Origin of the sequence: Aliihoeflea aestuarii (assembly GCF_024105665.1) — a bacterium.
Classification (GTDB): domain Bacteria; phylum Pseudomonadota; class Alphaproteobacteria; order Rhizobiales; family Rhizobiaceae; genus Aliihoeflea; species Aliihoeflea aestuarii.
On record NZ_JAAAMK010000004.1, the window covers coordinates 176187 to 188801 of the forward strand.

Genomic DNA, 12615 nt, shown 5'->3' on the forward strand with positions numbered 1-12615 from the left:
ACAGCGGCGAAGTGTAGCCTTATTCGCGAATGCCCGGCAAAACTCCACAAGAACGCAGCCGGGGCAGGAGGAAAAGACGACCATGCCAGCAAAGACCGAACCGTCCACGCCGTCCGTCAGCCCGGCGGAAGCGCTCGATTTCCACGCGCAGGGGCGACCCGGCAAGCTGGAGATCAACCCGACCAAGCCGATGGCGACGCAGCGCGACCTGTCGCTCGCCTATTCGCCGGGCGTGGCGGTGCCGGTCATGGCGATCGCGGAAGACCCCTCCCGCGCCTTCGACTATACGACGCGCGGTAACATGGTCGCCGTCATCTCCAACGGCACGGCGATCCTCGGGCTCGGCAATCTGGGCGCGCTGGCCTCCAAGCCGGTGATGGAAGGCAAGGCGGTGCTCTTCAAGCGCTTCGCCGACGTCGATTCCATCGACCTCGAGGTCGACACCGAAGACGCGGACGAATTCGTCAATTGCGTGCGTCTTCTGGGACCGTCCTTCGGCGGCATCAACCTCGAGGACATCAAGGCGCCCGAATGCTTCATCATCGAGCAGCGCCTGCGCGAGGTGATGGACATTCCCGTCTTCCATGACGACCAGCACGGCACCGCCATCATCGCCGTCGCGGGCCTCATCAACGCGCTGCACCTGACCGGCCGCGACATGGCCAACACCAGGCTCGTGTGCAACGGCGCGGGCGCGGCTGGCATCGCCTGCATCGAACTCGTCAAATCGCTCGGCTTCGCGCCACACAACGTCATCCTTTGCGACACGAAGGGCGTCGTCTATCAGGGCCGCGAAGAAGGCATGAACCAGTGGAAGTCGGCCCATGCCGCTCCGACGAAGGCGCGCACGCTGGCCGATGCGCTCGAGGGCGCCGACGTATTTTTCGGCCTTTCGGCCAAGGGCGCACTGACGCCGGCCATGGTCCAGTCGATGGCGAAGAACCCCATCATCTTCGCCATGGCCAATCCCGACCCGGAGATCACGCCGGAGGAAGTCTCCGAAATCCGCACCGACGCGATCATGGCGACCGGCCGGTCGGACTATCCGAACCAGGTCAACAACGTGCTGGGCTTCCCCTACATCTTCCGCGGCGCGCTCGACGTGCGCGCGACGACCATCAATGACGAGATGAAGGTGGCGGCGGCGCAGGCGCTGGCCGATCTCGCCCGTCAGGACGTGCCGGACGACGTGGCCGCCGCCTATCAGGGCAACCGGCCGAAATTCGGCCCGAACTACATCATCCCCGTGCCGTTCGATCCGCGCCTGATCTCGGCCATTCCGGCCGCCGTCGCGCGCGCGGCGATGGATAGCGGCGTTGCGCGCAAGCCGATCCTCAACCTTGAAAAATACCAGCAGGAACTGTCGGCACGGCGCGATCCGATCGCCTCGACGCTCCAGCGCATCTACGACCGCGTGCGCCGTCAGCCCAAGCGCATCGTCTTCGCCGAGGGCGAGGAGGAGCAGGTCATGCGCGCCGCCGTTTCCTATGCCAGTCAGAAGCTCGGCACGGCGATCCTGCTCGGCCGCGACGACGTGATCGCGGAAAACGCGCGCAATGCCGGCGTCGATCTCGACAGGCCGGGCATCGAAGTCATCAATGCGCGCCTGTCGCGCCGCAACGGCATCTATGCGGATTATCTTTACGAGCGGCTGCAACGGAAGGGCTACCTCTTCCGCGACGCACAGCGTCTCATCAACAACGACCGCAACCATTTCGCTTCCGCGATGGTGGCGCTCGGCGATGCCGACGGCATGGTGACGGGCGTCACGCGCAATTATTCGACGGTTCTCGACGACGTGCGCCGCACGATCGACGCGCGGCCCGGCCACCGCGTCATCGGCGTGTCCATCGCTTTATGCCGTGGCCGCACCGTCATCGTCGCCGACACGGCCGTCCACGACATGCCGAACGCAGTGGAACTGGCCGACATCGCCGAGGAAGCCGCCGGCTTCGCGCGGCGCATGGGTTATGAACCCCGCGTTGCCATGCTCGCCTATTCGACCTTCGGCCATCCGGCAGGCGAGCGCTCCGAGCGCGTGCAGGAGGCGGTCAAGATTCTCGACAAGCGCCGCGTCGATTTCGAGTATGACGGCGAGATGGCGGCCGATGTCGCACTCAATCCGAAGCTGATGGCGCAGTATCCGTTCTGCCGACTGTCCGGCCCGGCCAACGTGCTCGTCATGCCGGCCTTCCATTCGGCGTCCATCGCCACCAAGATGTTGCAGGAGCTGGGCGGCTGCACCGTCATCGGGCCGCTGCTCGTCGGGCTGAACAAGCCGGTGCAGATCGTGTCGCTCAACGCCAAGGACAGCGACATCGTCAACATGGCGGCCATCGCCGCCTACAGTTCGGTGAGCTGATCGCGGAACGCGGGGCGGGGATAATCATTATGATGAACCCGCCTGCCATTCCGGAGATATGTGCGTGTTCCTGATCCTCGCAGCGCTCACGCTCTTTCTGGTGATCGTGACGCTCCTGCCCTTCCTTCCGTTCTCGCACGGCATCGTCAGGGTGGGGGATTTTCCGCGCCAGCAATTCTTCTGGCTGGCGCTGGTCCTGCTTGTCCTGTCCGTGGCTCTCGGCGACGATGCGACGGGCTGGCGTGTCATGCAGATGGCGCTTGCCGGCGTCATCGTCATCCATGCAAGGCACATCTTGCGCTACACGCCCCTGTGGCGAAAGCAGACCGTCGATGTCGGGCCGGCCGAAAACGGCGTTCCGTTGAGGCTCGTCTCGGCCAATGTGAAGATGGGCAACGATCGCTATGACGAGATGCGCGCGGAGATCGCCCGCGCCGATCCCGACATCGTCGTCTTCATGGAGGTTGACGCGAAGTGGCGAAACGGCCTGTCGGCACTTCTCGACAGCTACGATCATGTGATCGACCAGACGCGCGACAATTCCTACGGCATGATCGTGGCCTCGAAATTCCCGCTGGGCGACCTTCAGGTCGAAGAGCTTCTAACCGATGGCGTGCCGTCGGCCATCGCCTCGGTGACGGTTGCCGACGGCAAAGTCTTCCGGCTTTATTGCATCCATCCCGAACCGCCCGTCATCCATCGCGGCACCGAGGGGCGTGACGGCGAAACGGCGCTGGTCGCGCTCAAGGTGAAGGAGGAGGCGCTGCCCGTCATCGTGACCGGCGACCTCAACGACGTCGCATGGTCGATGACGACGGAGCGGTTCCGAACGGTGAGCGGCCTGCTCGATCCGCGCATCGGCAGGCGAATCTTCTCCACATTCGACGCGCGCCTGCCCTTCCTGCGCTGGCCGCTCGACCATCTGTTCCATTCGCCGGAGTTTCGACTGGTGCGCATGGAGCGGCTGAAACCCTGCGGCTCAGATCACTTTCCGGTGCTGTTCGAACTCATGTTCTGCGATGACGAAAAAGCGCATTCGGAACCGGACGAGCCGAACGGCGACGATATCAGGCAAGCACGCGAAGTGGTGAGCGACGCGCGCGCACGGACCGAAGACGCGATCGGGACGGACTGGGAGAAGTGATTACGCCGCGAAACGCTCGGCGTCAGCCCCGTAATAATTGATATAGCGCGCGGAGATTTTCTCGACCGGCATCACGACGAAGATGTCGGTCGTACCGAACGGCTCGTCGATCACGCAGCCCTCGCCGACCATCGCGCCGAGCCGCAGATAGCCCTTGATCAGCGGCGGCATCGCGGCCAGGGCCTGACGCGCATTCACAGCTTCCACCGGCATCAAATCCATCGTGTGAAAGCGGCTCTCGACGGCACGGACGGACCAATCGCCGTCAGCACGGCAATGGTGATGGAGGAACGAGAGCGCCTCGGCGTGACGCGCGGGCACGATACCGTCGAAGGACGCGCAGCCTGCCATCACGTTGATGCCGTGCCGGCGCGTATAGGCCCAGATGCCCTGCCACAACAGTTCGACCGTTCGCTTCGAACGGTAAGGTGGAAGGACACAGGAGCGCCCAAGTTCAAGAATGTTCAGACCGGCTCTGCGCGCCGACAGGGCGCATATGTCGAATTCGGCGTTCGAATAGAAGCTGCCGGACGCCCTGGCCTGCGGCAGGAGCCGGTAGGTTCCCACGATCCGTTCGCGATCGGGTCCGGGGAGCGACGCGTCGATGACGAGAAGATGGTCGCAGACCGCATCGAACAGATCCGCATCACGCGCTGCGGCAGCGTCTCCGGCAATCCCGCGTTCCTCGAAGAAGACCCGGTAGCGCAGCCGCTGCGCGGCCTCCACCTCGGCATCGTCCCGGGCAAGGCGCACTTCAAGCGGGCCGATGCGGCCGAGCAAACCGTCGATCAGGCCGCTGATGCTCCTGGGCAAGGTCTCATCGCTCATGACAAGGCCGGGCGTCTCGTGGTGCGCAAGAAGGGTCGGGTTCATCAGCCTGTCTCCACCTCGTAAGGAAACGCTACAGACCGATCGCAACACTAGCATGACAGGGCGAAATAGTCATGCGGAACGGCCCGTCAGCTTTGGGCTTCATCGAGGACGGCGATCAGCCTTTCGGGATCGACCGGCTTGGCAAGGACGCCGTTCGCGCCACCGGCCAGCATGCCGTCCCGGATCTCGGCGCGCTCGTCCGCCGTCAGGACGATGATCGGCACGCGCGGCAACCCGTTCGCGATCTCATGGGCGCGGATGGCCTCGATCGCCTCCAACCCGTTCATCACCGGCATCTGGAAATCCATCAGGACGGCGTCGTACCGCATTCCCGGCCGGGAGGTGGCTGCTTCCAGCGCCTGGCGTCCGTTCGACACGATATCGACGCGGTGGCCCGCACGCGTCAGCGCCGCGCGCGCCAGAAGGGCGTTGATCTCGTTGTCCTCCGCGACCAGCACGGAAAGCGCATTGTGCGAAGGCGGCCGCGCGGTGCGCATCGGCGGCTTTTCGTCGCCGATCCGCGCCAGCAACACCTTCAAAAGCGTATCGCGGCGCAGCGGGCGCGGCAGGAAGTGGCTGTAGCCATGGGCGCGGAAATGCCCCACCCGCCCCCGCGCCTTCGGATCGATGAAGATGATCGCGGTGGCCGCGCCGCCCATCGTCGCGCGCAGCCGGTCCAGCGTCGTGCCTTCGTCGTCTTCCAGTTCGGCATCGACGATCACGATGTCCAGGACGGTTTCGGCCGCCGCCTCGTCGATGTCGCGCGCAACCGTCGCAGCCCCGCCATTGTCCGCGATGGTCAGGGCCATCGCCTCGCTTTCCATTCGGTTCTGCGACAGGATCAGAACGCGTTTTCCGGCGAGCGTTTCGCCAGTCATGCTCTCGCCCAGCACACCGACCGGGATTTCTGCCGCGAAGATCGATCCTTGGGACGGGCGGCTCGCAGCCGACAATCTACCGCCCATCGCCTCGGCGATGCGCCGCGAGATCGCAAGCCCGAGCCCGGCTCCCGCCTGGCGCAGGGAGGGGTCGTCGCCTGCCTGTTCGAACTCGTTGAAGATGCGCGCCAGATCATCGGGTTCGAGCCCCGGTCCCGTGTCGCGTACGGCAAAGCGCAGCAGCGTGCGGCCGTTCATCTGACGGCGCGAGATCGTGACGAGAACGCCGCCTCTGTCGGTGAACTTGATCGCGTTGCCGACGAGATTGAGCAGGATCTGACGTGTCTTGCCGCCGTCGATAAGAACGCGGTCGGGCACGCCGCGCGCAACATGAAGCCCCAGACCGATGCCCTTGGCATGGGCGCGTGCGGCCAGAAGCTCGACGACGTTTTCGGCCAGTTCGCGCGGGCATGTCGACCGCGGATCGAGGTTCAGCCTGCCATGTTCCAAGGTGGCGTGATCGAGCAGGTCCTCGACGAGCGCCAGAAGCGCGTTCGACGAGGTCGAGATCGCGGAAACATAGGTCGCCTGCTCGGGTGTCAGTTCCGTCTGGCCGAGAAGTCTGGCCATTCCCATGATGCCGTTCATGGGCGTTCGGATTTCATGGCTGACGGTTGCGACGAAACGCGATTTCGCCGCGCTCGCCGCTTCCGCCTCGCGCGCCCTGCGCGCAGCGTCTTCGAGTGCACCGCCGCGCCGGCGATAAAAGGCGGCGACGGCCGCCGCAAGGCCGCCTGCCGCGAAAGCAAGGACGATGAAAGGGTGCGAGCCGACCAGCAGAGCGAGCACCGCCATAATCAGCATAAGGATTGCCAGAATCGCCGCAAGCGCTCGCAACGGGACGGTGTACCTGGCGCGGGGCGTTGCGGGCTCACCGACAAGGGACGGCACGGGATTGGGCGACATGAGACGCATGGCCTACCCTGTCACGAACGCGTTAGGGAACAGGCGGTGCGACCGTTCGCATTTTAACGGTCGCTCCGGGACTTCACATCTCCACGACGACACGGCCGCGAATCTTGCCCTCGACGATGTCGCGCGCGGCCTCCTGGATGCCGGAAAACGAGATCGTCGTCGACAATTCCGCCAGCTTTCCCGTATCGAGGTCGGTGCTTATGCGCCGCCATGCCTCTTCGCGAATCTCGCGCGGAGCCATGACCGAATCGATGCCGAGCAGCGACACGCCGCGCAGGATGAAGGGTGCGACGCTGGTCGGAAGATCCATGCCGCCGGCAAGGCCGCACGCGGAAACCGCACCGCCATAGGAGGTCATCGACAAGACGTTCGCCAGCGTGTGGCTGCCGACCGAATCGATCCCGCCCGCCCAGCGCTCCTTGTTCAGCGCCTTCGCCGGCTGCGACAGTTCCTCGCGGTCGATGATGTCGCTCGCGCCCAGCGATTTCAGATAGGCGCTTTCCGAGGTCCGGCCGGTCGAGGCGACGATCTGGTAGCCGAGCTTGGCGAGGATGGCGATCGCGACCGAGCCGACGCCGCCCGCCGCACCCGTGACCACGACAGGCCCGCGCGCCGGCACGATGCCATGCCGCTCCAGCGCCATGACGCACAGCATCGCCGTATAGCCGGCCGTTCCGACCGCCATGGCGTTGCGGGCGCTGATGCCGTCCGGCTGCTTCACCAGCCAGTCACCGTTGACGCGGGCGCGGCCCGCATAGGCGCCATGGTGGGTTTCGCCGACGCCCCAGCCATTGAGAATGACCTTGTCGCCTTCCTTCCAGTCCGGATGGCTGGATGAGGTGACCGTGCCGGCGAAGTCGATGCCGGGAATGAGCGGCCATTTGCGCACGACGGGCGCCTTGCCGGTGATGGCGAGGCCGTCCTTGTAGTTGACCGTCGTCGCTTCGACGGCGACCGTCACGTCGCCTTCCATCAGGTCGGAATCGGTGAGCTCCACCTCCTCCACCTTTTGAACCTTGTTCTCGTCGCGTGAGACGAGGATGGCCTTGAAGCTTTCCGACATTTCAACTCCCTGAGCGCGTCTTTTGGCTAGACCATGATGCCGAAAAGTGGGAACCGGTTTTCGGGCGACATCATGGTCCAACTCTATATTTGCCGCATGTCTGCGACGCCAAGTGCGTTCACCCTGGCTGCATCATGCTCCAGCCGCGACTTTGGGGGGTTGCCCGGTCGGCGTCAATCTTTGGCTTCGGCGCGCCGGCTTTTGCGCCAGGCGATCAGTTCCTCGATGATCACCAGAAACGCCCCAACCGTGATGAAGGCATCGGCCAGATTGAAGACCGCGAACGACCAGTTCGGCAGGTGGAAGAGCAGATAGTCGACCACATAGCCGAGGAACACGCGGTCGATGAGGTTGCCGATCGCGCCGCCGATGATGAGCGCGAAGCCGATCCGCGCCCAGCGCTGATGCGGCGTCGTCTGGCCTGCCAAATAGAGCACGAATGCCGTTACCGCCGCGGTCAGCACCACGAGGCCGACGGACCCGAAATCCGAAAGCAGCGAGAAGGCGATGCCGGTATTGTGGGTGCGAAACAGCGAGAAGAAGGGCACGATCTCGATGCGCTCATGCATCGCCATGCCGGTCTCGACGGCATATTTGATCCACTGGTCGAGCGCGACGGCGAGGATCACGGCCAGACCGTAGCCGATCAGCGTTTTGCGGTTCACGGTCAAAGTCTTTCTCCGATCGCGAGCGCGGCCCGGCGCGCCTCGTAGAGCATGATGCCGGTGGCGACGCTCAGATTGAGCGAATCCGCGCGTCCGGCCTGGGGAATGCGCACCAGTTCGTCGCAGGCAGAGCTGAGATTTTCAGGCAGGCCCTGCTGCTCGTTGCCCATCAAAAGCACGACGGGACGGCCGGCATAGGACGGCGTGCGGTAGTCGACCGAGCCTTTCAGATGCGTACCGATCAACGCCGCCTTCGTCTTCGTCTTCCATTGAAGGAAGACGTCGGGCGTTGCGCGCGCGACCGGCACCGAGAACACCGAGCCCATCGTGGCCCGCACCGTTTCCAGCGAAAACGGATCGGTCGTCTCGCCGAGGAGGATGACGCCCTTCGCGCCGACCGCATCGACGGTGCGGATGATGGTGCCCAGATTGCCCGGATCGCGGACCCGATCGAGCGCGACCCACACATCGTCACCCTTGGGCGCGATGTCGGAGAGCTTCATCAGCTTCTGCTCGAAAACGCCGACGACCATTTGCGGATTGTCTCTGCGCGTAATCGCGCCGAGCACCTTTTCGGAGACTTCGAGCACCAGCCCGCCGGATGCCACCGTGCGCGCCGCGACTTTTTCGACGGCCGCATTGCCGCGCCCGGCCTTGGAATAGATCAGCGTCTTGATCGTCCAGCCGCTATCGAGCGCGTCGATGACGAGTTTCAGCCCCTCGGCCATGAACGCGTTCTGCTCGTCGCGATACTTCTTCAGCGCGAGCGCCTTGATATCCTTGACGATGGGGTTCGAAAGGCTGGTGATTTCCTTCACCTGACCGACGCGGGGCGTTCTCGTCTCGGTCATTCGGCCACCCAGCGTGAAAAGAGCGAGGTCGACAGCGCGCGGCCGGCCGACTTCTCGCGGATGATGAGTTCGCCTGACTCCACGCGCCCGCCATATCCGGCGAAAATATCGCGCATCAGCGCATGGATTGCGAAGAAGGACGAACGGATCGAATAGGCCGTCAGCACGACACCGATGGGTTTATCGCTCATGATCGCGCGGCAGATGTCGGCCATTGCGGGCAGATCCTCGAAGAGTTGCCAGACCTCTCCCTTGGGACCGCGCCCATAGGCGGGTGGATCGAAGAGGATGATATCGTAGCGGCTCTTGCGGCGCTCCTCGCGCTCGACGAACTTCATCGCGTCCTCGCAGATCCAGCGGATCGGCTTGTCGGCGAGCCCGGCCATATCCTGATTCTCGCGCGCCCAGCCGATCGCCTTTTTCGAGGCGTCGACATGGGTGACTTCCGCGCCCGCGCGCGCGGCGACCAGCGAGGCGAGGCCGGTATAGCCGAAGAGGTTCAGTACCTTTACCGGGCGTTTGGCCGCCTTGATCCACTCTTCCATCTGGCGCCAGTGCGAAGCCTGTTCGGGAAAGACGCCGACATGGCGAAACGAGGTGAACCGGCCCAGATAGTCGATCCCGTCATGCTTCATCGGCCAGGTCTCGCCAAGCGGCGATTTCGGGAAGCGCCAGCGGCCCATGCCTTCCTCGTCGGTATCGCCGGTGAAGATTGCGTCGACATTTTCCCAATCGCGTGCCGGCAATGCCGGTTGCCAGATGGCCTGTCCCTCGGGACGCACGATGCGGTAGGGGCCGTATTGCTCGAGCTTCCGGCCCGCGCCCGAATCGATCAGCGCGTAGTCGTCGTTCGGCTCGACTTCGAGAATCAGCGGAAGTTTTTCGCCCGGCAGCGTGCCGGCGCGGCGCGACAGATCCCGCGCAGGCTTTAAGACCGGCGCGGCCACCGCTTCGCGCGGTGCACGCTCTGACCTGTCGCGGCGCTTTTGGCGCTCCTTCGGCTTCAACTTCGCATATCTCCCGGAAATGGTGGCGCGCTTCTGACATAGAGGCGCGGCAATCGCAAGGAAAGCGCCGATCAGGCACTTTTCCCGAGCCACGTCAGCGGATAGAACGCCGCGATGGCGCAACACCTTCATACGATCGGCTTCGACGCCGACGACACGCTCTGGCAGAACGAGCAGTTCTTTCGCATGACGGAGGCGCATTTCGCCGAGCTTCTGGCCGATCACGCCGAGACGGACCGACTGACGGAACGCCTGCTCGAAGCGGAAAAACGGAATCTCGGCCATTACGGGTTCGGCATCAAGGGTTTCACGCTCTCGATGATCGAGACGGCCATCGAGGTGACGGACGGCAAGGTGGACGCGCAAACCATCGCGAAAATCCTCGCAGCCGGGCGCGAGATGCTGCGCCATCCGGTGGAGACGCTGCCGTATGTCGGCGATACGCTGGAGGCGCTGGCGGGGCGGCATCGGCTGGTGCTGATCACCAAGGGCGATTTGTTCGATCAGGAGCGCAAGCTTGCCGCTTCCGGGCTCGGCGACCATTTCGACGCGGTCGAGATCGTTTCCGACAAGTCGGCGGCGACCTATCGGCGCGTCTTCGCTGATCACTGCGCCGACGCGATGATGATCGGCAATTCACTCAAGTCCGACATCCTGCCGGCACTGGAGGTCGGAAGCTGGGGCGTCTACGTTCCGCACGCACTGACATGGACCTACGAACACGCCGACAAGCCGGAAATGAATCCGCGTTATCGCGAAATGACCGATCTGTCCGGGCTCGGCCCGCTCATCCAGGAAATCGAAGGAACCAAGCGTTGAAGAAAGCCGCCCTCCTCGCCGCCACGCTTCTGGCCGCTCCCGCGATCGCCGATGAACGCGAAATCCTTGCCGAGGTCGAGAACGGACCTTTGGCCGGCACGCTGACGCCCCCCGTCGGCCCGGCCACCACCGTGCCGGTCGTCATCCTCCCCGGATCGGGCCTGACCGACCGCGACGGCAACAGCCCGCTCGGCATCGCCGCCGCCTCCTACCGGCTGCTGGCCGAAGGACTGGCGGCTCAGGGCGTGCCGACGATCCGCATCGACAAGCGCGGTCTTTTCGGCAGCGCGGCCGAGTTCGGCGATCCGAACGCCGTCACCTTCGACGATTACGCCGCCGACGCGCTGGCATGGGTCGACAAAGCCGTCGAAGAAACCGGCGCGCATTGCGCGTTTCTCCTCGGCCACAGCGAAGGCGGGCTGACGGCGCTTGTCGCGGCCCAGCAGGTAAACGAGAATCTGTGCGGCCTGATCCTCGTCGCGACGCCTTCGCGGCCGTTCGGCCAGACGATTTTGAGCCAGTTGCGCGCCGATCCGGCGAACGCACCGCTCATCGAGGATGCCGAGCGTGCGGTCGCGGCGCTGGAAGCCGGCGAAACGATCGACGTATCCACGCTGCATCCGGCGCTTGCCGGTCTCTTTTCGCCGGCGATCCAGCCCTTCCTGATCGATGCGGTCGCGCGCGATCCGGCAAGCCTCATCGGCAACGTCCATGTGCCGGTGAAGATCGTGCAGGGCGGGCGAGACATTCAGATCGGCGAGGATGACGCGGCACGCCTCGCCGCGGCCTATCCGTCGGCCGAGTTTCTCATCATCCCCGAGATGAACCACGTCCTCAAGGCCGCACCGGCCGGCGACCGGGCCGGCAACATCGCGACCTATGTGGACCCGGACCTGCCGCTGGCGACGGGCGTGGTGGAAGCAATCGCGGAATTCGTGCGCATCCATGAGCGTTGAGTTCGGCGATTCCTCGACCACTTCAACGTCAATCGTAATTCCACATCCGGCGCAAGGCGCGTTCAGCCGGACACGGCTCGATAGACGGCGATGCCGGCAGCAAGATCTTCAAGCGCCGCACCGACCGACTTGAACAGCGTGATCTCGTCGTCGCTCTCGCGTCCGTCCTTCAGGCCGCGGGCGAGATCGAAGAGGTCGGCAATTATGGCGTCTTCTGTCAGCGCGCCCGACGTCAGCGCCTGAACGATATCGCCCGCCTCCTTGGTCGCTCCCGCCCGCGTATCCACGAAAACGCGCGCGCGGCGGATCGCGGCGTCGTCGCTCTCGCGCATCGTGGGCGAGAACGCGCCGACGAGGTCGACATGGGTGCCGGGCGACAAGAGCTCGCCCTTGACCAGCGGCACCGTCGATAAGGTCGCGCAGGAGATGATGTCGGCCCAGCCGAGCGAAGCGTCGAGATCGTCGATCGCCTCGACTTCGAAACCCTCGGCCTTGAGCGCGTCCGCGGTCTTCTGCGCATTGGCGCGCGTGCGGTTCCAGACCCGCACCTGGCGGATCGGACGCACGGCGGCATGGGCGTGAACCAGATGCGTGGACAGCGCGCCTGCGCCCACCATCAGCAGTTTCGAGGAATCCTCTCGCGCCAGATAGGAGGCGGCGAGCGACGAGGCACAGGACGTGCGCCACAAGGTCAGGCGCTGCCCGTCGATCAGGGCCTGCGGCTCGCCCGTCTCGCCATCCATGAGCAGGTAGACGCCCATGACGGCCGGCTTGCCCCTGGCATTGTTATCCGGAGAAACGGTCACGATCTTGACGCCGATATGACCGTGCGCGTTCTTCGAAAAATCGGTCCAGGCCGGCATCAGGAGGAGCGTCGACGCCGTACCCTCGGGTCGTTCGACGCCGTGATGATGACGCACCGGTTGCACCGCGCCTTCGCGAAAGGCGACGCGCAGCGTTTCGGTCAGGCCCGCATAAGTGAGCGAGCGGTCGACGTCGTCGGCCGTGATGAACTGCATGAA

At 64.6% G+C, this 12615-nt stretch carries 11 protein-coding genes; 4 read left to right on the forward strand and 7 right to left on the reverse strand.

Annotated features, from left to right (window positions below):
* Nucleotides 1-82: 82 nt before the first annotated feature.
* Both GTW25_RS11315 and GTW25_RS11320 read left to right on the forward strand, forming a co-directional pair.
* The gene (locus GTW25_RS11315) at nt 83-2362 is read left to right on the forward strand and encodes an NADP-dependent malic enzyme (RefSeq protein WP_252912215.1); all 2280 of its coding nucleotides are present in this window, start codon (nt 83-85) and stop codon (nt 2360-2362) included.
* Between the two features lie 64 nt (nt 2363-2426).
* On the forward strand, nt 2427-3506 hold the full coding sequence (locus GTW25_RS11320; protein ID WP_252912216.1) for an endonuclease/exonuclease/phosphatase family protein: 1080 nt from the start codon (nt 2427-2429) through the stop codon (nt 3504-3506).
* On the opposite strand, the gene olsB is transcribed toward GTW25_RS11320, so the two are convergent.
* From olsB to GTW25_RS11350, 6 genes are all read right to left on the reverse strand, one after another.
* Nucleotides 3507-4334, reverse strand: a complete 828-nt coding sequence (gene olsB, locus GTW25_RS11325; RefSeq protein ID WP_252912338.1) for a l-ornithine N(alpha)-acyltransferase — start codon at nt 4332-4334, stop codon at nt 3507-3509. It abuts the gene before it with no gap.
* A gap of 131 nt (nt 4335-4465) precedes the next feature.
* A complete protein-coding gene (locus GTW25_RS11330; protein ID WP_252912217.1) occupies nt 4466-6232 on the reverse strand; it encodes a response regulator in 1767 nt (588 codons plus the stop codon).
* 73 nt (nt 6233-6305) lie between these two features.
* A complete protein-coding gene (acuI, locus tag GTW25_RS11335) occupies nt 6306-7295 on the reverse strand; it encodes an acrylyl-CoA reductase (NADPH) (RefSeq protein WP_252912218.1) in 990 nt (329 codons plus the stop codon).
* 173 nt (nt 7296-7468) lie between these two features.
* Nucleotides 7469-7960, reverse strand: a complete 492-nt coding sequence (lspA, locus tag GTW25_RS11340) for a signal peptidase II (protein ID WP_252912339.1) — start codon at nt 7958-7960, stop codon at nt 7469-7471.
* A gap of 2 nt (nt 7961-7962) precedes the next feature.
* Nucleotides 7963-8811 (reverse strand): TrmH family RNA methyltransferase, encoded by an 849-nt coding sequence (locus GTW25_RS11345; protein WP_252912219.1) that lies wholly within the window; start codon nt 8809-8811, stop codon nt 7963-7965.
* Nucleotides 8808-9818 carry an RsmD family RNA methyltransferase gene (locus GTW25_RS11350; protein ID WP_372493138.1) on the reverse strand — a complete coding sequence of 337 codons (1011 nt, stop codon included), beginning with the start codon at nt 9816-9818 and terminating at the stop codon, nt 8808-8810. The genes GTW25_RS11345 and GTW25_RS11350 overlap by 4 nt, the downstream gene beginning before the upstream one ends.
* Nucleotides 9819-9932: 114 nt before the next feature.
* Between GTW25_RS11350 and GTW25_RS11355 the strand changes: the two genes are divergently transcribed.
* Together GTW25_RS11355 and GTW25_RS11360 are read left to right on the forward strand one after the other, a co-directional pair.
* Complete coding sequence (locus GTW25_RS11355; RefSeq protein ID WP_252912220.1) at nt 9933-10637, forward strand: HAD family hydrolase; 705 nt, start codon at nt 9933-9935, stop codon at nt 10635-10637.
* The gene (locus GTW25_RS11360) at nt 10634-11593 is read left to right on the forward strand and encodes an alpha/beta hydrolase (RefSeq protein WP_252912221.1); all 960 of its coding nucleotides are present in this window, start codon (nt 10634-10636) and stop codon (nt 11591-11593) included. The genes GTW25_RS11355 and GTW25_RS11360 overlap by 4 nt, the downstream gene beginning before the upstream one ends.
* 62 nt (nt 11594-11655) lie before the next feature.
* Here the strand turns inward: GTW25_RS11360 and lhpI are convergent, their stop codons facing one another.
* Entirely contained in the window at nt 11656-12612 is a 957-nt protein-coding gene (lhpI, locus tag GTW25_RS11365; RefSeq protein ID WP_252912222.1) for a bifunctional Delta(1)-pyrroline-2-carboxylate/Delta(1)-piperideine-2-carboxylate reductase, read from the reverse strand.
* Nucleotides 12613-12615 lie beyond the last annotated feature (3 nt).

What these genes read in the sequence shown, in the direction of transcription:
- olsB (WP_252912338.1), bottom strand. Translation starts at nt 4,334, where the DNA reads ATGAGCGATGAGACCTTGCCCAGGAGCATCAGCGGCCTGATCGACGGT.
- GTW25_RS11315 (WP_252912215.1), top strand. Translation starts at nt 83, where the DNA reads ATGCCAGCAAAGACCGAACCGTCCACGCCGTCCGTCAGCCCGGCGGAA.
- lhpI (WP_252912222.1), bottom strand. Translation starts at nt 12,612, where the DNA reads ATGCAGTTCATCACGGCCGACGACGTCGACCGCTCGCTCACTTATGCG.
- GTW25_RS11345 (WP_252912219.1), bottom strand. Translation starts at nt 8,811, where the DNA reads ATGACCGAGACGAGAACGCCCCGCGTCGGTCAGGTGAAGGAAATCACC.
- GTW25_RS11355 (WP_252912220.1), top strand. Translation starts at nt 9,933, where the DNA reads ATGGCGCAACACCTTCATACGATCGGCTTCGACGCCGACGACACGCTC.
- acuI (WP_252912218.1), bottom strand. Translation starts at nt 7,295, where the DNA reads ATGTCGGAAAGCTTCAAGGCCATCCTCGTCTCACGCGACGAGAACAAG.
- GTW25_RS11330 (WP_252912217.1), bottom strand. Translation starts at nt 6,232, where the DNA reads ATGCGTCTCATGTCGCCCAATCCCGTGCCGTCCCTTGTCGGTGAGCCC.